The sequence below is a fragment of the Mucilaginibacter sp. PPCGB 2223 genome (assembly GCF_001705515.1).
GTDB lineage: Bacteria > Bacteroidota > Bacteroidia > Sphingobacteriales > Sphingobacteriaceae > Mucilaginibacter.
Map to the genome: position 1 here is coordinate 147,001 of NZ_MDJS01000002.1, position 21,081 is coordinate 168,081.

At 46.2% G+C, this 21,081-nt stretch carries 14 protein-coding genes; 9 read left to right on the forward strand and 5 right to left on the reverse strand.

The annotated features are described in order from the left end of the window. The first annotated feature begins 108 nt into the window (after positions 1-108). From BEL04_RS11455 to BEL04_RS11495, 9 genes are all read left to right on the forward strand, one after another. Positions 109-981, forward strand: a complete 873-nt coding sequence (locus tag BEL04_RS11455) for a DUF58 domain-containing protein (RefSeq protein WP_254659564.1) — start codon at positions 109-111, stop codon at positions 979-981. 88 nt (positions 982-1,069) lie between these two features. Continuing rightward, the gene (locus tag BEL04_RS11460) at positions 1,070-2,581 is read left to right on the forward strand and encodes a BatA domain-containing protein (protein ID WP_066003879.1); all 1,512 of its coding nucleotides are present in this window, start codon (positions 1,070-1,072) and stop codon (positions 2,579-2,581) included. Beyond that, on the forward strand, positions 2,574-4,676 hold the full coding sequence (locus BEL04_RS11465; protein ID WP_066003881.1) for a DUF4175 family protein: 2,103 nt from the start codon (positions 2,574-2,576) through the stop codon (positions 4,674-4,676). The genes BEL04_RS11460 and BEL04_RS11465 overlap by 8 nt, the downstream gene beginning before the upstream one ends. Next, positions 4,673-6,460 carry a hypothetical protein gene (locus BEL04_RS11470; protein WP_139113015.1) on the forward strand — a complete coding sequence of 596 codons (1,788 nt, stop codon included), beginning with the start codon at positions 4,673-4,675 and terminating at the stop codon, positions 6,458-6,460. Before BEL04_RS11465 ends, BEL04_RS11470 begins: the two co-directional genes overlap by 4 nt. 51 nt (positions 6,461-6,511) lie before the next feature. Beyond that, positions 6,512-8,149, forward strand: coding sequence for a TldD/PmbA family protein (locus tag BEL04_RS11475; protein ID WP_066003886.1), 1,638 nt, complete (start codon positions 6,512-6,514; stop codon positions 8,147-8,149). A 4-nt stretch (positions 8,150-8,153) separates the two neighbouring features. Next, a complete protein-coding gene (locus tag BEL04_RS11480; protein ID WP_066005199.1) occupies positions 8,154-9,485 on the forward strand; it encodes a TldD/PmbA family protein in 1,332 nt (443 codons plus the stop codon). A gap of 139 nt (positions 9,486-9,624) precedes the next feature. Further along, positions 9,625-10,002 (forward strand): hypothetical protein, encoded by a 378-nt coding sequence (locus BEL04_RS11485; protein ID WP_066003888.1) that lies wholly within the window; start codon positions 9,625-9,627, stop codon positions 10,000-10,002. Positions 10,003-10,532: 530 nt separating this feature from the next. Then, positions 10,533-12,170 carry a TldD/PmbA family protein gene (locus BEL04_RS11490; RefSeq protein ID WP_066003890.1) on the forward strand — a complete coding sequence of 546 codons (1,638 nt, stop codon included), beginning with the start codon at positions 10,533-10,535 and terminating at the stop codon, positions 12,168-12,170. Between the two features lie 6 nt (positions 12,171-12,176). Continuing rightward, positions 12,177-13,514, forward strand: coding sequence for a TldD/PmbA family protein (locus tag BEL04_RS11495; protein ID WP_066003892.1), 1,338 nt, complete (start codon positions 12,177-12,179; stop codon positions 13,512-13,514). A 355-nt stretch (positions 13,515-13,869) separates the two neighbouring features. Here the strand turns inward: BEL04_RS11495 and BEL04_RS11500 are convergent, their stop codons facing one another. The 5 genes from BEL04_RS11500 to BEL04_RS11520 all read right to left on the reverse strand — a co-directional run bounded on the left by BEL04_RS11500 (position 13,870) and on the right by BEL04_RS11520 (position 21,063). After that, positions 13,870-14,448 (reverse strand): outer membrane beta-barrel protein, encoded by a 579-nt coding sequence (locus BEL04_RS11500; RefSeq protein WP_066003897.1) that lies wholly within the window; start codon positions 14,446-14,448, stop codon positions 13,870-13,872. 439 nt (positions 14,449-14,887) lie between these two features. Continuing rightward, on the reverse strand, positions 14,888-17,140 hold the full coding sequence (locus tag BEL04_RS11505) for a histidine kinase dimerization/phosphoacceptor domain -containing protein (RefSeq protein ID WP_066003899.1): 2,253 nt from the start codon (positions 17,138-17,140) through the stop codon (positions 14,888-14,890). A 131-nt stretch (positions 17,141-17,271) separates the two neighbouring features. Further along, positions 17,272-18,198: an alpha/beta fold hydrolase gene (locus tag BEL04_RS11510; RefSeq protein WP_066003901.1), complete on the reverse strand. Its 927-nt coding sequence runs from the start codon at positions 18,196-18,198 to the stop codon at positions 17,272-17,274. A gap of 31 nt (positions 18,199-18,229) precedes the next feature. Beyond that, entirely contained in the window at positions 18,230-19,240 is a 1,011-nt protein-coding gene (locus BEL04_RS11515; protein ID WP_083227891.1) for an MBL fold metallo-hydrolase, read from the reverse strand. Between the two features lie 32 nt (positions 19,241-19,272). Further along, entirely contained in the window at positions 19,273-21,063 is a 1,791-nt protein-coding gene (locus BEL04_RS11520) for an amidohydrolase (protein ID WP_066003906.1), read from the reverse strand. Positions 21,064-21,081 lie beyond the last annotated feature (18 nt).

The window sequence follows — 21,081 nt, forward strand, 5'->3', positions numbered from 1 at the left end:
TGCGACGTTGGCAGATAAAAATAAATCCGAAACGGCGTAGCCCTCTTGAGCACCGCTGAAAACATACAATAGTGAAAAATCGAACATCCGAAATAACAATCCGAAACTATGTTGGACCCTAAAGTTTTAATGACCATTAAAGATTTGCCCCTCGTGGCGAAAACGGTTATTGACGGCTTTATGAATGGCTATAATAAAAGTACGGTAAAAGGGCCTGGTTTAGAGTTTAGCCAGTACCGCAGCTACCAGCCGGGCGATGATCTGCGCTGGCTCGACTGGCGCATGTTTGCCCGCAGCGACCGGTACTACATCCGCGAATCGGAGATCGAAACCAGTATCTCCGTGCGTTTTTTGGTAGACGCCAGCGCCTCCATCAACCATGAGGACGATGGGGTTAAAAAGATCGATTACGCGCGTTTTTTAACTGCCTCGCTGGCTTACCTGGCCAACCTGCAGGGGGATGCTATTGCTTTAAATGTTTTTCAGGATGGCAGTTTGTTCTCGCTGCCATCAAAGCAGGATCCGCAACATTTGCAGCGCTTGTTTTACCAATTGCAGCAAATACAACCCGGCGGTACGTTTACCAAACCCATGCATTACAAGGAGCTGTTTGCCGGTACCGGGCGCAAGGAACTGCTAATCTTTATTACCGATATGTACCAGGCCGGTGAAGAGCTCACCAAACTGCTGGATACTTTGGCTGCTCTTAAACACGAGGTGATCGTTTTCCATTTAATGGGCCAGAACGAACTGGACTTCGACTTTAAAGGATACACCACTCTCGAGGACCTGGAAACCAGGCAAACCATCCCCATAAACACGCAGGCAAAAAAGCAATACCAGCAGACATTGGAGCAACACCTGTCGGATCTGCGCATGCAATTACTGGGCAAACATATCGTATATAAAATGTTAAGTACCGCCAACCCTTTAGACGAAGCTTTACGCGAATTTTTGGTACAACGTAATAAAGGAATATAGAGCCAGAAGCATGAAGCAAGAGGCAGGAAGCAAGACAAAAAATATGAAGACGACCCACCATTTACCACTCTCCATTCACCGCTAAAAAATGCAATTTTTAGCGCCCATATGGTTCACAGCGATTGCCGCGGTATTGATACCGTTGGCTATCCACCTGTGGAATATCCGGTCGGGTAAGATATTAAAGGTGGGCAGCATTTCGCTCATGGGTGAGGCGTCGCAGCAAAGCAGCCGCAGTTTCAGGTTGCAGGATATTTTATTGCTCATCCTGCGCTGCCTGATCTTAATAGTACTGGCAGGTTTGCTAGCGCAGCCATTTTTAAGACATAGGGCAAATAACAGTAAAATAAAAGGCTGGGTGATGATACCCAAAGAAACTTTTAAAGAAACTTACGCGAAGTTTAAAAAGCCGGTAGATTCCCTAACCAACGCTGGTTACGAATTTCACTATTTTGATGCCGCGTTTACGAAGGCTAATATATTAGATATAGTTAAAGACACTACCAGGGTAACAGATACTATTATCACCAACTATTGGAATATTCTTGCGCGGCTGAATACTAAAAAACCGGCCAACCTACCCTTATATTTGTTTACCGACAATTTGCTCAGCCATTTCGCGGGAAGTAAACCTACCGTAGCCGCCAACCTGCACTGGCAAACCTACACCCCTGCTGATTCGGTGAGCGAATGGGTGGAGAAAGCCTGGTTTGCTGCCGATAATAATATAAAGGTGGTTAAAGGCAGCAGTAACCCGCAAGGCACATCCTATGCCTGGTACACCTTGCAACCGGGTCAAAGCAACGCCTTGTTTAACACGGCTATCAATAATAACGGCGCGGGCGTATCGCTTAAAAGCAAACCGCAGCAAACTGTTATAGCCGATACGGCTGTTTTTCGCATCGCCATAGTTGCCGATAACAGTCAGGTTGATGCAGCGTATTTAAACGCGGCGTTAAAAGCGATATCGACATTTATTCCGCATAAGGTTCAACTTGTATATTACAACAACGTAATGCAGGTTAAACAAAAATATGATTGGCTGTTCTGGCTGGCCAATAAACCGGTAGATAAAGCCGCGCCCGATATGGCTTCGAACCTGTTTATTTATCAAAGCGGCAAAGAACAAAACACGGCTTCGTGGCTGAGTGCAGGAAACGGTTTTGAAGTGGGCAATTACAACGCACAGGTACCTTCCTATAAATTGATCCAGTCGCCCAAAAGCAGTGCAGGCCCGGTTTGGCGCGATGGCTACGGCCACACCGTTTTAAGTGCCGAAAAAGATAAAAACCTTACGCTGTATCGTTTCTACAGCCGCTTTAACCCATCCTGGAGCGATCTGGTTTGGAACGATAATTTTCCGAGGATGTTGCTGAATTTAATGGCTAACGATCAGCCATCGGCGCAAAGCCTGAAATATGACAGGCGAATAATAAGCGCACAGCAATTAATGCCTGTATATGCAAGTTCCGGTCAGCAAACTCTTGCGGCGATAGCAGAGGATACCGATCTGTCGCATTACGTTTGGCTGGTTTTGATCGTACTGTTTATATCCGAACGTTTCCTGTCGCACAAAAAACCAACACTTACCAATGGATAAAAGGCAGGGAATAGAGCAGCTTGATACATTACGCAGCCGTTGGGTAGCTTATGAAGTCGTGGCCAATGTTTTGATTGCGTTAGCGATTGGGGCTTTAGGTTTTGCTGTTTTAGGATTGGGATGGGCTGTGGCGCTTTTCGCGATGAGCTTACTGGTGCTGCTCTCCTTTACAAGGCCATGGAAAATTACCCGGGCCAAAGTTGCTGCTTTGCTCAACCTGTATCACCCTCAACTGGAAGAAAGCTGCGGACTGGTGCTCAAACCTTCCGGTGAATTAAACCTGCTCGAAAAACTACAGCTTGCCAAAGTAGAAACTGCTTTACAACAATTAAACGATACACCCAAACAATTTACTAAACATCTGCGCCGAGCTGCTTTATTTTTGGTGTTGATGCTGGCAGTAAGCTTCGCCATCGCTAAAAGCGGAATACTGCATTCAGGGTCATCTGCTTTATCAAATCATTCGGCTGCAGATACTGCAAAGCAGATTCCCGAAAAGGTATTGCCGCAAATAGCCTCACAAAAACTGGAAATTATCCCGCCGGCATATACCAATCGCGCTAAGCGCGAACAAAACCGCTTTACATTAAACGTGGAAGAAGGCAGTACGGTTAAATGGAACATCGAAACCAATATCGCTGTAAAGCAATTGAGTTTAATTTTTAATGAGACTGATCAGATCCGCTTAGTACCCGATAAGGATCACACCAATTTTACTGCTGAAAAAAGCATTAACAAGCCGGGTTTTTACCAGGTGAGCATCGATGGCAAATTATCTGATCTGTACCAGGTCGAAGTGATCAAAGATAACCCGCCCGTTATCCGCATCCTCACACCCAAGCCTTATACTTTTATTGATGGGGGCGAAAAGCCACAGGTGAATATCAGCACACAGCTGACGGATGATTACGGCATCAGCAATGGCCTTATAATGGCTACCGTAGCGAAAGGCACCGGCGAAGCGGTTAAATTTAAAGAGTATAAAATTCCGTTCGACCAATCGTTTGCCGGGCGCAATGCAAAATATGACCTTAAAAAATTCATAGACCTAAAAAAGCTGGGCATGGAGCCCGGCGATGAGCTCTACTTTTTTATCCAGGCTACCGATAACCACAACCAGCAAAGCCGTACTGATGCTTACACGGTTTCGATACAGGATACAGCCGCGTTATTCAGCATGAACGGTATGGTTAACGGAGTTGATTTTAAGCCTGAGTTTTTTAGAAGCGAACGGCAGATCATTCTTGATGCTGAACGTTTGCTGAAAGAGAAAGATACCATCAGCACTGAGGTCTTTAAAAACCGCAGTAACGATCTGGGTACCGATCAGAAACTATTGCGCTTACGCTACGGCAAGTTTTTGGGTGAAGAATCGGAATCGGATATTGGGGCCGCAGGCGGCAACGACCAGCTGAGCAACCCTGCCGACTTCAGCAATATCAACAAGATCATGGATGCGTATACCGATAAGCACGACAATGCCGAAGATGCCGGATTTTTTGAGCCCAATCAAAAAGAGCAACTTAAGGCTACCTTGACCGAAATGTGGAATGCCGAACTGCGCCTGCGCCTGTATAAACCACAGGATGCTTTGCCGTTTGCATACAAGGCATTACGATTACTGAAAGATCTGCAGCAAAAATCACGGGCTTATGTGGCTAAGTCGGCGTTTAAACCACCGCCATTAAAAATGGAAAAACGGTTGAGCGGCGAGTTGAAAAAGATCATCGAGCCCGATGTGCATTATACTATCAAGCCTGCCGAAAGCCAGCTTATTACCCTGAAAAATTCGGTAGCGGTATTGGAACTGTTAAAAACAGGTACTGAAATTAATTCCACCTCGTTTCATACCCTGCAATTGGCCGCGCAGGAGTTAAGTACTAAAGCAGCAGCCCAGCCGGGGATATACCTGGCTTCGGTTAGTGCGATGCACCGTATTTTGGCGGTGCCAAAGCAGGCACAACTGCCCGATATCGGCTTAGTGGAGAAAGTCATTCAGCAAACATTACAATCCGCTAAACAATTGCCAGGCACTGCATCAACACAACCGGATATGGGCCTGTCGCAGCAGTACTATAAAAACCTGAACAAATGACCTGGAATAGCATAGTAACGATAGTTTGCTTGGTGTTGCTTTCCATTTCGGTTTGGAAGGAGGTGCGAAGGGTTAGTAAGGCCAACCTGGTTTTACGCATTATCGCAGTAGCTATTGCTGTTGCGGCGTTGGCCTGTATCGCTATACCTCTTACTTGTCAAACCGGGCAAACGGTTTCGGACAAGCATGAAGCTGTGTTGTTAACCGATGGTTTTAATGCCGATAGTTTAAAAAAATACCTTTACGTGCCTGTTTTTACCACGTCATCGCCAATAAAAAAGGAATATCCTACCGCTGTTTTATTAAATAACCTGGCCGAAGTCAGGGCAGATCATCCTGGCATAACCGGGCTACACATATTAGGTTATGGTTTGGATGAAGAAGAAATGAAAGTTTTGAGTGGGATGCCGGTTGCTTTTCATCCTGCGCCACAGCCAACAGGCATCAGTTCTATCGGCTGGAACCACAATTTAAAAGCTGGCGAAGTTTTAAAAGTTCAGGGCAGATTTAATGATCCGGAAAACAAGAACTACCTGGTGATCTTAAAAGGACTGAATGTGACTTTGGATTCCGTCGCTGTAAAAACAAGCGGCGATTTTGAATTGCACACTACGCCCAAAACTGCCGGCAATATAGTTTATCGCCTGATCGTGAAAAGCGGACAGGATACTTTGGAGAACGAAAGCTTGCCTTTGCATATCGGCCCGGTTAAGCCGCTAAAGGTTTTGATATTAGCCTCATCACCTGATTTTGAAAACCGCTTTTTAAAGAACTGGCTTAGCGCGAACGGTTATGCCGTGCACGTGCGTACCACTATCAGTAAAGATAAATACAGCACCGAGGCTATTAACGCGCCACAAATTGCCTTAACGGGATTATCGGCAACTACGCTGCAAAACTTTGATGTAGTAGTGGGCGATCAGCTGGCCTTACAGAATCTAAACTCGGGCGAGTCGGCAGCGTTAAAGCAGCAGGTAACCCAAAAAGGTTTGGGATTGATCGTCAGAGCAGATAGCACCGGCAAAAACGATTCGTGGTTTCAAAGCAGTTTCCCGGTATATCGCACATCGGGGCAAACCCAAAATTCATCAACCTTGGTTTTATCGGGGCAAACCCAGCCAACACAAGCGCTCAGGCTCGATCCGGTGAACATCGTATACAAACAAGGTACGCAGGTTTTGGCAAGTGATATTAAAAACAGGTCGCTGATAAGCGCGGGGATGGCTGGTGCTGGGAAGGTAATCTTTAGTACTTTAAATAATACCTACAATTGGATGCTCGCCGGTGATGAGCAGGATTATACGGCTTACTGGTCGCTATTGATCGGTAAGGTGGCCCGGCAGGTTTCGGTTTCAAGGTCGCTAATTGTTTTAAATGAACTGGCCGGTTTTAACCAACAAATTAATGTTGAAGTTTTAAGCGCATCGCAGCCCGATTCTGTAACTATTGCGGGAGTAAAGCCAGCATTCGCGCAAAGCGACGCGGTACCTTTTTTATGGTCGGGGGGTGTTTGGAGCAGCAAAACAGGTTGGCAAAATGTGGGCAATACTACCGGCAGTGCAGGCGATATTTATGTTTTTGGCGACAATGATTGGCAAACGGTGAAAAACTGCCGCAAGATTTTTGTTACAAATCGGTACGCGAAAGAAAATTTGTTAAATTACACCAACGCAGGACAAAAAGTACATCAAATTAGTAGACAAATACCCAAAATTTGGTTTTACCTGCTTTTGCTCGCCGCGTGTACGTACTTATGGGCCGAGGCAAAGTTTTCGGTAAGATAATCGTCAAAAACGCTAAAAACTAACATAAAAAAAACAAAGGAGGATGAAACTTTGAAAAGAAGAGATTTTCTTTATTTATCGGGCATTGGTGCAACAGCTTTAATGCTGCCCGGTTTGCCATCGCTTGGTAACCCGGTCGACCAGGCCGCCGCGTTAGAGTACGTGGACGTAAAAATTAAAAAAGAGCTGGCCGATGCCGCCCTAAACACCGCTAAAGCCAAAGGTGCAAGCTATGCCGATGTGCGCATAGGCCGCTACTTTAACCAGGCCATCATCACCCGCGAAAACCGTGTGCAGAATATTGGTAGCGGCGAATCGTATGGCGTGGGTATCCGCGTGATAGCCAATGGCTGCTGGGGTTTTGCCGCCACCAACCTGATGACCAAGGAAGGCATGGCCGCTACTGCCGCCAAAGCGGTAGCCGTGGCTAAAGCCAATGCCAAAATAGGTGGCAAACCCGTTGAGCTTGCACCGCAAAAAGGCTATGGCGAAGTAAGCTGGAAAACGCCTATCGAAAAGAACGCCTTCGAGGTGCCAATTAAAGAAAAAGTGGACCTGTTGCTGAATGCCAATGGCATTGCTACTGCAGCAGGCGCAAGCTTTGTTAACTCATCCATATTCGCGATTAACGAGCAAAAATATTTTGCCTCGACCGATGGTTCGTACATCGACCAGGATATCCACCGCATCTATCCAAACTTTACCATCAGTAAGGTCGACCGTGAACTGGGTGTTTTTGAAACCATCCGTGGTTCAAGCTCGCCAAAAGGTTTGGGGTATGAGTATTTAACACCCTCTGATGCTGAAAAGGTGACCGGTGTGGTTACGCGTTATAAAAACCGTTACGACCTGCTCGAAGACATTAAACAAATGTCGCGGGTAGCGAGCGAAAAGGTGATGGCTAAATCGGTAGAGCCGGGTAAGTACGACCTGGTTCTCGATCCATCGCACCTGTGGTTAACTATCCACGAAAGTGTTGGCCACCCTACCGAGCTCGACCGGGTGTTGGGCTATGAAGCCAATTTTGCAGGTACCAGCTTTTTAACTTTAGACAAATGGAAATCGAAAAACTTCCATTTCGGCAGCGAGCATGTCAATATTGTTGGCGATAAGCTGCAATATGGCTCATTGGGCGCTGTTGGTTATGATGACGAAGGCGTGAAATGCGGTAAGTGGGATATTATTAAAGATGGCGTTTTGGTAAACTACCAGGCCATCCGCGATCAGGCGCACATCATTGGCTTAAATGCTTCGCAGGGCTGCTGCTACGCGCAAAGCTGGAGCGATGTACAATTCCAGCGCATGCCTAACGTATCGCTGCAGCCGGGTAAAACCCCGTTGAGTGTCGACGAGATGATCAAAAACGTTAAGAAAGGTATCTATATCATTGGCGATGGTTCGTTCTCTATCGATCAGCAGCGCTATAACTTCCAGTTCGGCGGGCAAATGTTCTACGAAATTAAGGATGGTAAAATTGTTGGGATGTTAAACGATGTAGCTTACCAGGCCAATACCCAGGAGTTCTGGAACTCGTGCGTGGCGGTTTGCGACGAGAAGGATTATCGCCTTGGCGGATCGTTCAACGATGGCAAGGGCCAGCCCAGTCAATCGAGCGCGGTATCGCATGGTTCGTCGACCGCGCGTTTTAACGGAGTTAATGTTATTAATACTAAACGAAAGATCGGATAATTGTATGCCTATATTAAGTAAAGAAGAAGCACAGGCTTTATTAAAGAAAGTGCTTAGTTATTCAAAAGCCGACGAGTGCGAAGCAAGTTTATTTGGCAGCGAGGGCGGCAATATACGCTATGCTTTAAACGCCGTTTCGACAGCCGGCGATATCAGTACAACAGGTTTATCGGTTACATCGGCCTACGGCAAAAAAAGCGCCAGCGCCAATATCGATGAGTTTGATGACGCGGCTTTAGAGCGCGTTGTACGCCGCTCGGAAGAACTGGCACAGCTCGCACCCGAAAACCCGGAGCGCGAAGAAATGCCCGGCCCTGCAACTTTTAAGGAAGCCATAACCTATAACCCAAAAACAGCCGCCATGACGCCGGATACCCGGGCCGACCTGGTAGCCAAAAGTTTGGATGTGACCAAAAAGGCAGGTTTAAGCGCCGCAGGCTTTTTAGAGAACAGCACCACCTTTAGCGCGGTAATGAACTCGAAAGGTTTTTTTGCCTATAACAAGGGTACCAATGTGATCTTCTCGGTAACCACCCGTAACGATGCCGGTACAGCTTCGGGCTACGCGGCCCGCGGTTTTACCGATGTGAGCAAACTGGATACCGAATCGGCGACACGCATAGCCACCATGAAAGCCAATGCATCAATTGGTGCACGCGCCCTTGAGCCCGGAAAATATACCGTGATACTGGAGCCGGTTGCTGCAACTTATCTGTTGGAAAACATGTTCCGCTTCGATGCCCGCAGCGCCGATGAAGGCCGTAGCTTTTTAAGTAAAAAAGGCGGCGGCACCCGTTTAGGCGAGCAACTGATGGATGAGAAGGTAACCATCTACTCCGATCCGTTCGATCCCGATCTGCCGGCCTCAACCTGGGGCCGCGACGGCCTCCCGCGCGAAAAAACCGTGTGGATTGATAAAGGTGTTGTAAAAACCCTGAGCTATAACCGCTACTATGCCAAAAAGAAAGGCGTTGCACCGCAAGCCGGACCTGAAAATATTATTATGATGGGCGGTAACACTTCGCTGGAAGAAATGATCAAAAGTACCGAAAAAGGCATCCTGGTATCGCGCCTGTGGTACATCCGCATGGTCGATCCGCAGGTGTTGCTGTTAACCGGGCTTACCCGCGACGGGACTTTTTATATTGAGAACGGCGAGATCAAGTTCCCGGTAAAAAACTTCCGCTTTAACGAGAGCCCGGTAATTATGCTCAACAACCTAGAGGCTTTGGGCAAACCTGAGCGCAGCATCAGCGTAGAATCATACCGGAGCTATATGATACCGCCGATGAAGGTGCGGGACTTTACGTTCTCGTCGTTATCCGACGCGGTGTAGTTTAATGATTGATTTTTGAATGATTGAGTGATTGAATGTTGCTTGATCGAATAATTAAAGCCATCCGGGAGCGGGTGGCTTTTTTGGGTTTGGATGGGATTTGAGTAACTTAGATAATGGACACTGATAAAGACAGGAAATGAATGAGATTTTAGATCTTTACAAAGTTAATTTTAGCTCTTCGGTAGATTTTCCAAAGCTTAATCGAATTTCCTCAATTAATACTACAATGTCACAATTGATCGGAGATCACTACAGGCTAAGTGAAGTTAACAGATTGCTATTTGGTATTAATGCTGTGCTGAACAATGATATACCAATTTATGATACCTATACCCAAAGTTTGCAAATACTAATTACGGATGTTTCAACCACGAGGATATATATAGACTTAGACGATTATGAAGCTGATAATAGTATTCCCCCGGATTTTACATTGCCTACTAAAGATTTCAAAGTTATCGTAGAAGCGTGGCGAGACTATTTAAAAAACTCTCCTTTAAAGGCAGGGGTTTGATTTTAAGTGAGAAAAAACATATTGCATTTATGCCCCCAAATGCGTATATTTAAGGTAAATGAAAGCTTGAAGCGCGAAGTGGAAAGCTAAATAGTGGCGAAAATTTCTTACAATTTCCCCCCTGCTTTTTATAATATGTAATTGCTTCTCCCGATGCATATCGGGAGAAGCAATCCCTGAGAAAGGTCTGCGCAATACGTGTAAAGTTGCTTGTCTTTAGAGATTGCTTCGTTGTTCCCCCACGCAATGACAAGGTGAAGATACATGATGCAAAATCATTGCAAATTTGATAATTGAGCGCCGATAATTACTAAAAAAATACCCATAAATACCCATGTTTTCGGATTTTTTGTTGAGAAAAAAGCAATGAACACGAATCTGTTAAAAGACCACTGCCATCAACAGTGTTTTGTCGTTCAATACCATCCCCCCAAAAGGGGGGAATATTATATTTTCTTTAAATATTTATGTACAATATGTAAGGAGTATTGGTAAATCGCTATATTTAGGAAACAAAAAATTTTATCACCTTGAAAAGAAGAAACTTCCTTTACCTCACCGGCATGGGTGTAGGGGCTTCAATGCTTTCGCGGATACCGGTATTCGGATCGCCAATTGATGCGCAGGTCGCCCTGGAGCGGATAGACCCTGTATTAAAAAAGCGAATGGCCGATGTGGCTTTAAACGCCGCACGATCAAAAGGTGCAACCTATACCGATGTGCGCATAGGCCGGTACCTTAACCAGTTTGTCATTACGCGCGAAGACAAAGTGCAGAACGTGGTCAACACGCAATCGTACGGTATGGGTATACGCGTTGTGGCGAACGGCTGCTGGGGCTTTGCCGCCCTCGATAAACTGGATAACGACAGCATTGCCAAAGCTGCCGGTATTGCCGTAGCCATTGCTAAAGAAAACGCACGCATACAAAGCGAGCCGGTAATACTGGCGCCGCAAAAAGGCTATGGCGAAGTAAGCTGGAAAGCGCCGATAGAACGGAATGCCTTTGAGGTACCGATAAAAGAAAAAACCGACCTGTTGCTGGCCGTTAATGCTGCTGCTATGAAGAACGGCGCAAATTACATCAGCTCGAATATGTTCTTGGTTAACGAGCAAAAATATTTTGCTTCGTCGGATGGGTCGTATATCGATCAGGATATCCACCGGATCTGGCCTACGTTTACCATCACTAAGATCGACCCTAAAACCGGCAAGTTTGCAAATCGCAATGCGCTGAGCGCACCGCGCGGCATGGGCTACGAATACCTCATCCCCCGCGAAACCGATAAAATAAAAGGCGCGCCAACCACCTTGTACCGCGACAGGTACGATATGCTGGAAGATGCCACAGTTGGCGCTGTGCAGGTTGGTCAAAAAATGGCGGCCAAATCGGTAGAAGCAGGTAAATACGATCTGATACTTGATCCATCGCACCTGTGGTTAACCATCCACGAAAGTGTTGGCCACCCTACCGAGCTTGACCGTGTGTTAGGTTATGAGGCCAATTATGCCGGTACCAGCTTTTTGACCTTAGATAAATGGAAAAGCGGCAAATTTAATTTTGGAAGCAAGAACGTAAATATTGTTGCCGATAAACTGCAGCCCGGCTCGCTGGGCGCAGTGGGTTATGATGATGAGGGCGTGAAATGCGGACAGTGGGACCTGATCAAAGATGGTATCCTGGTTAATTACCAAACCATCCGCGACCAGGCGCATATCCTGGGTTTAAATGCCTCGCAGGGTTGCTGTTATGCCGATAACTGGAGCGATGTACAGTTTCAGCGCATGCCTAACGTATCGCTGCAGCCGGGTAAAGCGCCGCTGGTACCTGCCGATATGATCAAAAATGTAGAAAAAGGCATTTACATCATCGGCGACAGCTCGTTCTCTATCGATCAGCAGCGTTATAATTTCCAGTTCAGCGGACAGCTTTATTATGAAATTAAAGACGGTAAGATAGTTGGGATGTTGAACGATGTGGCTTACCAGGCCAATACGCAGGAGTTCTGGAACTCGTGCGCGGCTGTGGCCGATAAGAGCGATTACCGTTTAGGCGGTTCTTTCTTTGACGGAAAAGGACAACCCGGGCAGGTAAGCGCGGTATCGCACGGCTCATCTACCGCGCATTTTAAAGGAGTTAACGTAATTAACACAGCAAGAAAGATCTAAATAAACATGGCAATATTAAGTGAAAACGAAGCACGCTCTTTAATGCAAAGGGCGCTTAACTTTTCAAAAGCCGACGAATGCGCGATTGGGCTTAATGGTTCCGAGTCGGGCAACATACGGTATGCACGTAATTCGGTATCAACCAGCGGGAATATCGACCAGATCAGCATGTCAATCTCGTCGGCATTCGGTAAAAGGCTGGGTATTACCACCGTAAATGAATTTGACGACGCCTCGTTAGAAAAAGCTGTACGCGATGCCGAAGAACTGGCACACCTGGCGCCCGAAAACCCGGAGTATATGCCAATGATGGGTCCGCAGGAATTTGGCCCGCCCTCCAAAACATTTGAACAAAGCACGGCAGATATCACACCAAAACAACGCACCGACCTTGTTGCAGCGAGCCTGCAGGTAGCCAAGGAGAATAAACTTACCGCGGCGGGTTTTTTGCAAAATACCACGGGCTTTAGCAGCGTGCTAAACTCGCGCGGCTTGTTTGCCTATACCAAATTCAGCGATATTAATTTTTCGGCCACCCTGAAAACCGAGGATGGCAAAGGATCGGGCTATGCTACCCGCGATTATGAAGCGCTGGCCGATATGGATACTCTGAAATTTACAAAAATAGCTGCCCAGAAGGCTACCGGATCAAACGGGGCAAAGGCGCTCGAGCCGGGTAAATATACCGTGATATTAGAGCCTGCAGCAGGCGTTGTATTACTCGAGAACCTGTACGGTAGCCTTGACCAACGCAGCGCCGATGAAGGCCGCAGCTTTTTAAGCAAAAAAGATGGCGGCACCAAACTTGGCGAAAAGATTGTGGATGAACGGGTAACTATATATTCTGACCCACGACACCCGTTATTACCTACATTTACCTGGAACGGCGATGGCCAACCGCAGATCAAACGCACCTGGATAGAAAAAGGCGTTGTAAAAACGCTAAGCTGCTCACGCTATTGGGCGGCAAAAAAAGGCACTGAGCCTGTACCTTTTCCGGGTGGCGTGATTATGGAAGGAGGTACGCAAACATTAGCCGAGCTGATAAAAGGAACAGAAAAAGGCATACTGGTAACCCGTTTGTGGTACATCCGCGAAGTTGACCCTCAAACTTTGCTATACACCGGCTTAACCCGCGATGGTACTTTTTATATAGAAAACGGCGAGATCAAGTTTCCGATCAAAAACTTCAGGTTTAACGAAAGCCCGGTAATTATGCTCAACAACCTGGATGCTTTAGGCATACCCGAGCGTACCGTTAGCGCTGAAAGTAATTCGAGCGCCATTATACCGCCAATGCGGATCAGGGATTTTACCTTTTCGTCATTATCGGATGCGGTGTAAAAGCTACTCGCCTAATAATATTGACGCCATCTTACAAAGGATGGCGTTTTTATTTGCGACGTGTATAAATACTGTGAGTACTTTGACACAGACATTTTCCCCCAATCGTCATTGCGTTGATCTAAAACCGCACGGGCTTGATAGGGGAGCTAAATAGGTAAAATTCTTATGAGTTCGCATGGGGCGTTTTAAACTTATTTGAAGCTCAAAGAGTCAGAAACAGGTATTTAAAGGTTGTATTTAAGTCTCGTCGGGACCACCGATAACGCAGTTTCTGTATACAGGGGCTGCTTTTTTTGCTTTGACGCAAAAAAGCCATGGATCACTCCATGGCCCTAAAAGATTATTGAAAGATTTATTTAACAGAAAAAGCGTAGGCAACGTGCAGGCCCAGCATATTTTCTCTGCTGTTATCGTAATTATTAAATTTGGTTGAGCCTTTGTATTGAATACCTGCATCCAGGTAGCTGCTGCGGCTTAAAGGCAGTTGTACGCCTATTGTCGGGGTGTACAAAAATGCGGTGTTTTTGGCATAGCCGGCGTCATCTTTATTCAGTGAGAAAATAGCTCCAGCTTCACCCTGGATATACAGAATACTCACAGGGAAGTATTTAAGCCCGGCCTTAACCGGCAATAAATGATCGTTGGTAGCAGTTAAGCCGGTGCCTGCCACATTTTTGATCCCGAAGTTGTTTTGATAACCGGCATTGGCCGTTGCAAAAAGCTGGTTGGCTACCGGGATATCAATACCGATTGAACCGCCCAGGCCCCATTTGTGCAAATCCCGGGCATCGCCCAAAGAGATGCCCGACTCAGCAGCTACATTTAAAATTACACCATTTGCGTTACCGGTTTTGTTGCTTTGAGCTTTTGAGGCTAAGCTGCTGCCCATAATAGCTACTAAAAGGGCCGCGATTTTGATTGAGTTTTTCATAATTGTTTTTGATTTTTAGTTATACAGAATGTGGAAAATTTGAATAGCATACAGGTATGCGCCGAACAAACGGCCCCGGAGCCGATGTAACCTGTTGTTGTTTTTAGTGGCGGTTTCCAAGTTGTTCATGATGCGTATAGTTTTACTGTTATGCCAGTACATATGCTATTAACAAGCCAATTATTTAAACTACTGTAAGTCAATTATTTACAATGATCTAAATATTAATGACTTACGTTATCTCAAAAAATGGCGAGTGTTTGCACGATATTCAGGAAGATTTCGAAATACCGTTATTTGGCGATGGCGGTAACGACATACCATAGCCTCTGGTCATTGGTAAAATGCAGTTGGCTATAATGCAAGAGATTAATGGCATGGCGTTGCAATGCCGCTCACAAAAACGACGAGTAAAGAAGACCCATTAAGACAATGCTGCTTATACCGTTTGGGTAGTTGTAAACGATTCTGTTTTAAAACTTATCGCAATGCTCACGCCATTGTCGCTGGCAATGTCGAAACTGCCGCATAATTGCTTGCTCAGGCCCCTCATCAGGTTCATCCCCATCGAGTCTATCTTTTCCAGGTTAAACCCTTTTGGTAAACCGATGCCGTTATCTTTGATAAGAAGCGTAACCTCTTCGGGTGATTTCATGGTCAAATAAATCAAGATAGTGCCCGGTTGCTGTTCGGGATATGCATATTTAATAGCGTTGGTTATCGCCTCATTCAGGATCAAGCCAAGCGGTACCGCCTGAGATACATCAAGGGATACCTCATCTACATGCTTCTCGAAATTTATCCGGCTGCCCAAATCGAAACTGTCTTTCAGGTGTTGCACCAAATCGTTAACATATTCGGGCATACCGATCAGGTCTAAAATATCCGACTGGTAGAGTTTCTGATGAATGAGCGCGATGGAATGCATCCTGTTTTCGCTATTTTGAATAGCCGAAAGCGCAACATGATTGTCGGTATATGATAACTGGCGTTGTAGCAGGCCTATAACAATCTGCAGGTTGTTTTTAACGCGGTGGTGGATCTCCCGTAACAACCATTCTTTCTCTACCAGCAGGTTGTCTTTTTCTTGCAGCAGTTCGTTTAACTTATCATTTTTGCGCTGCTTAAAACGATAGCTATTATACAGTACGGCAATAAAAGCTATCAGCAACACAACACCACCGATGGTCAGGTTCCTGATGTAGGTGGCCTGTGTAACCTGTTTTGTAAGCAACTGTCGATCTTTTTGTAACGATGTGATCGCTGCTTCCTTTTTACTGGTTTCGTACCGGGCCTCTACCTCCGCAATTTCTTTGCTTTTGGCTACTCCGAAGGCAGAGTCGTTTTTCTGTTTAAATTTTCTGAAATGTTCAAGTGCGGAAACAAAGTTGCCCTTGGCCGAATCGATCTTATAATAAAACATCTCATCTTCAACAGCATTCAAATATGCCTGGCTACGGGTATCAATGTTCCTAAATTCTTTATCAAGATAAGTCCTGGCCGGCTTGTATTTTTTTTGTGCGATGTAAAATGAAGCCAGTATTTTATTCCCCCACGACTCGTCAATGACCTCGCTGTGGTAATATTTTACCATCTTTTTAAAATATGCTTCCGCTTTATCAAACTGTTTAAGATCATTATAATATAAGCCCATTATTTCTGCCTGGTGCCCTCTTTGGATACTGTCGACCGGCGGGTACTCGTTAATAACCTGCTGAATCTCGGCCAGGGCCTGTTTTCCCTGGTTAATAACGAGTGATTCGCGCATCAATTCATTCAGGTGTAAATAAGTGATATCAGATGTGATGTGATTGACATTATTCGTTGTTGAGAGTTGTATCGATTTGCGATAGCTCTTCAAACTGGCCTCGGGGTTGTTCAGGTCGGCGTATACATAACCCAGTTGCCCATAATATTCAGACTGCTGCAGGTATTTCAGTGTATCGCCCCGCATTTTTGCATCATCAAGGGTCTTTAATATATAAGCTAAGGCCTTGCTGAGATCGCCGGTATTACGGTAAACCAGCGATAACTGGAAATATAAGCGGGTAAGTTCGGGCGAGCGGGTAGTTATATAAAGCTTCAGGGACGCGAGCAAGTTTGTCTCGGCGCTGTCGAGTTTGATGCGCAGGCGGTAAACAATGCCCTTTTCCATCAATGCTTCTGCCTGTTTCCCAACATCGCCCAATTGCCGGTAAAGCGCAAGCGCCTTGTTTAGGCACCCGATGATCTCCGGCCTCGCCCCATTGCCCATTTTTAATTTTATGGCAAACCGCAACCAGGTGCGGGCTTCGCGTTTTTTGTCGCCGGCCAACTGGTAAGCTTTGACAACTGAGTTGAAATAACGCTTGCCCACCTCAAAGTTCTTTAACCTGAAATAGGCCTCGCCTACGCGTAACATGGCCTCGTACCTGTTATTGATGCGCAGTTTTAGCGAATCGCAAAGTTTAAGTGCATAAAGGTAATAGTTGAGCCCGCTGTCGAGGTTGATCTTTTCGCCGCCGGGTTTCAGGAGCTGGAATGAACCAAGTTGCTGGATCAGGTCGACCCTTAAGCTATCCGATGGGTTGTTCCGAAGCATGGCTTTCACCGTGTACGGGTTATGCACAGTTGGCGTAAGCGCCTGGCCGGCTGCAGGATACCGGGCTAAAATAATAACGATAGTGATAAGCCATATCCTGGCGTTTTTCATGCAGCAGAGGTGCTTGGTTATGCTAAATTAGCGATAATTACTCAATTGCCCGTATTGCCGCACGATATCAAATCACGAATAGCAAATACTACGGGACACGCAAAAAAGTCGTCTCCCATAGTATAATTTAATCATTGCAGAAAAAATCCCAGCAATGCTTTTTGCACCTGGGCAGTTTGCTCCTGCACCACCCAATGGCCCGAATCTTTAATGATGGATTCTTGCACGTTAACAGCAACCAGCCTGGCATGCGCCGCCAGGAACGAACCCGAAAAATGATCCGAGCCTACGGTCAGCAACGGCATTGGTAGTTTATGTTTGGCAAATTCAATATTGTCTTTAGCATCCTGGTTAAACTCGCCAAACCAATGGAAAGCGCCGGTAGTAGCACCAGGAACGGAATAGGCCCTGATAAATTCGGCCACCTCGGCTTTGGTAAAAGCATTTTTTTGAAAGCCCACCGTCGGCCAGAAGTCGGTAAAAAACAAACCAACCTTGCCCGAAACAATCTCGCCCGAATGCGGTTGCGCAAAAAAGCCGAACCACCATGCCTGCGATTTAACCTGGCTCCAAACAGGCTCGATACCCGGCAGCAAAGCATCCATCAAAGCTAATTTCTTTACATCGGCCGGAAATTGCGCGGCATAAGCATAAGCCACCATTAGCCCGATATCGTGCCCTGCCAGGTTAATATGTTTGTAGCCCAGTTTCTGCATCAGTTCGTGCATATCAACAGCCATGTTCTTTTTATCATAGCCTCCCGCCGGTTTGCCCGATTCGCCTACACCGCGCATATCGGGCGCTATTACGGTAAAGTGTTTGGATAGCTCGGGCAGTAACCTGTTCCACATATACCAGTTTTGGCCAAAGCCATGTACCAGGAGTAAAGGCTCGCCCTTGCCGCCAATTACATAATGCAATTTAACGCCGTTTACTGTTGCATATTGATGTTTAAAATTTGCCGGCGGATTGGCGGGTGCTGCGGCCATTACGCTACCAGCAAATACTGTAAGCAGCAGAGCAGCTGCAAAGTGTTTGATTTTTGTTATTGATTTCATGATTTTTTTGGTTTTTAAGTGTATTTACTGATTATTTTTTCTTGTTATCGTTAATGTCTTTGTAAGCGTTAGGCAGGTTGTAACCATAATGCAGCCAGTTGAACAGTACATAGCCTTTATCATAATCTTTCATGGTTACGGTTGCTTTGGTTTGTTCAAGGGTAAATCCATTATCTACCGCGGCTTGTACCTCTTTCTTTAGCTCTTCCACATAGTCAATAGTATATTTAATACCTGCTTTATTGGTGATGCGGCCATGGCCCGGTATGACGATGGCATCGTCGGGTAAAAAGTCGTACATCTTTTTCAGGTTGGCTGCAGGTTCTAAAAAGTATCCGTCGAACAGCCAGGGGATAGCCGGACTTTCGGCAATAAAAGGGTTGCCGGCCCAAAATATCTTTTGATTTGGCATCCACACAAACAGGTCGGCCGGCGATTGTGCTGTCCCCACGTTTAGCAACTCAACAACCTTACCGCCGCCCATATCGACTTTCAGGTTGCTGTTTTTGGGGATTACAATGTCCGCGGGGCGAAAAACGGTGTTTTCGATCCCTCTGCCGCTACCAAATAACCCCACCATAAAATTCTTGATGATTTCGTAGTTTTTCGAGAGGTTTTCCCGTGCAAATTCGTTTTGAATAATGCTTGTCGATGGTGGCAGCAGGTAGTTACTAAAGCAATGATCGCCATGGTCGCTGGTGTTTACCGCGAAAATGATGGGCTTATCGGTTACCGAACGTATCAGTTTTATCTCCTGGTCGTACAAACGTTTGGTAAGCATTACTTCTATCAGTATCACGCCTTTTTCGCCTACTATAAACCCGCCTGTTGTTGCTTGCGGGATGCCTTTACTGGTCTCTGTTTCGGCAGTCGCAGGGATAATTGCATAAATATCATTGCTAACTTTATGCAGTTCGAGCGTTACTTTGTTGGCATCCCAGATCGGAATAGTTGGCGGCATAGGCGCCTGGGCTAACACCACACGGCACAAGCACGATAATATCAGGCAAATAATGGCCTGCTTTAAATTTAGCTTTTTCATTTTTTTTAGATTTTTGATACAGGTTGATGATTTTATTTTTGATAACCGCCAAAGTATTTCACAGGCGACCAAGACGGAATAACATCTGCAATTGGCGGGCACTGGGCAGCATACGGGCCGGCGGCATAAACCACTTTTCCGTTTACCACCGTCATTAAAGAGGTGATGTGTTTAATTTTTTCGGTGCTGGCAGTAAAATAATCGTCCGACAGGATAACCATATCGGCATACATGCCTTTAACCAGTTTGCCTTTAACATCCTGCTCACCCGAAAACCAGGCACTCCCCGAGGTATATAGTTTTAGTGCGGTAAACTTATCCAGCACCTGGTCTTTGGGCCAAAACTGCATCCCGCCGATGGTTTTTCCGGTAAGCAGCCAATGCAGCGCCATCCATGGGTTATAGGTCGATATCCTCGGCGCATCGGTGCCCATGCCTACCGGGATACCCATCGCCAGCATTTTTTTAATGGGCGGCAGTTGTGTTTGGGGAAGCCCGTACATTTTGGTATAAAGTTCGCCCTGGTAATACATCCTGAACTGGACCGCTATACCACCGCCAAGTGCTTTAACCCGGGCCAGCTCGGCGTCGGTAATGGTTTCGGCGTGGTCAAAAAACCAGCGCAGACCGTTAAATGGCGTATCTTTATTTACCTTTTCAAATACGTTCAGCATACGGTCTATCGATTCGCCGTAGGTAGCATGCAGGCGGAACGGCCAGCGGTTTTTCACCAGTAGGCGAATAACCGGCTCCAGATCGGCCTCCATACCTGGCGAAAGCACGATCCTTGGTTCCAGGAAGTTTTCAAAATCGGCACCGCTGGCTATCAGGTTTTCGCCGGCGCCCTCCATGGCATAACCGTTTGCCATCAATATATGGTCGTTTTTATTGGGGTAGGTTTGCGCTATCCATTTTTCGTAATCTTCAAACTCTTTGCCTTTTTGCTGGGCAAATAAGTAATAGGCCGTGCGTACCGTTAATTTACCGGCTTTGGCCAACGCTAACGATGCCTGGTAATCGGCATCGTAATTCTGAGAGCCTCCGGCGGCATCCACCACGCTGGTGATGCCAAAGCTATTGATCTCGCGGTAAAAGTGCTCCGAGCTGTTGATCCTTTCTTCGGGTGTGAGTTTACCGGTGAGCGCCAGCGTACGATATATGGCCATGGGCGTTTCTTTGGCATACATTAAGCCGGTTGGTTTACCGTCTTTATCCAATTCTATCAAGCTGCCGGGGTAGTCGGTGTTTTTATCATAACCCAGTACCTCGATCCCTTTTTTGTTAAGGAAAGCCTTACCGTACAAATAAGTAATATATACAGGCTTATCGGGCACGGCTGCATTTATTTCATCGATTGTCGGCTGTCTTTTCTCGGCAAACTGGTACTCGTTCCAGCCGCCTATTACTTTAACCCAGGCGCCGGGAGGCGTTCTGGCGGCTTGCTCTTTCAGCATTTCCATGGCGCGTTTCAGGGTTTTTACACCGTCCCAACGCAGTTCCATATTAAAATTGAGCCCTTCGCGTATGGCGTGCATGTGGCTGTCGTTCAAGCCTGGCACAACTGTTTTACCACCGGCGTTTACCAGCCTGGCAGTTTTATTTTTATACAGCTTTAAGATGGCCTGTGTGCTGCCGGTGGCTAAGATCAGGCCATTTTGCATGGCTATAGCTTGTTTAAACTCGCCGGGTTTGGCCATAGTGGCAATTTTGCCATTGTAGATGATCAGATCGGCTTTTTGCTGTGCCGATGCCTTTATTGCTATTACCGGTATAGCGAGCAGCAGCAACAAAAGACCTTTGATTAATGTGTGTAGGTTTTTCATGTTGATGAGTTTTATAGG

Bases quoted from the DNA above. Each gene is read 5' to 3' on its own strand.
- BEL04_RS11455 (WP_254659564.1), top strand. From the start codon at position 109: ATGTTGGACCCTAAAGTTTTAATGACCATTAAAGATTTGCCCCTCGTG.
- BEL04_RS11460 (WP_066003879.1), top strand. From the start codon at position 1,070: ATGCAATTTTTAGCGCCCATATGGTTCACAGCGATTGCCGCGGTATTG.
- BEL04_RS11465 (WP_066003881.1), top strand. From the start codon at position 2,574: ATGGATAAAAGGCAGGGAATAGAGCAGCTTGATACATTACGCAGCCGT.
- BEL04_RS11470 (WP_139113015.1), top strand. From the start codon at position 4,673: ATGACCTGGAATAGCATAGTAACGATAGTTTGCTTGGTGTTGCTTTCC.
- BEL04_RS11480 (WP_066005199.1), top strand. From the start codon at position 8,154: ATGCCTATATTAAGTAAAGAAGAAGCACAGGCTTTATTAAAGAAAGTG.
- BEL04_RS11485 (WP_066003888.1), top strand. From the start codon at position 9,625: ATGAATGAGATTTTAGATCTTTACAAAGTTAATTTTAGCTCTTCGGTA.
- BEL04_RS11495 (WP_066003892.1), top strand. From the start codon at position 12,177: ATGGCAATATTAAGTGAAAACGAAGCACGCTCTTTAATGCAAAGGGCG.
- BEL04_RS11500 (WP_066003897.1), bottom strand. From the start codon at position 14,448: ATGAAAAACTCAATCAAAATCGCGGCCCTTTTAGTAGCTATTATGGGC.
- BEL04_RS11505 (WP_066003899.1), bottom strand. From the start codon at position 17,140: ATGAAAAACGCCAGGATATGGCTTATCACTATCGTTATTATTTTAGCC.
- BEL04_RS11510 (WP_066003901.1), bottom strand. From the start codon at position 18,198: ATGAAATCAATAACAAAAATCAAACACTTTGCAGCTGCTCTGCTGCTT.
- BEL04_RS11515 (WP_083227891.1), bottom strand. From the start codon at position 19,240: ATGAAAAAGCTAAATTTAAAGCAGGCCATTATTTGCCTGATATTATCG.
- BEL04_RS11520 (WP_066003906.1), bottom strand. From the start codon at position 21,063: ATGAAAAACCTACACACATTAATCAAAGGTCTTTTGTTGCTGCTGCTC.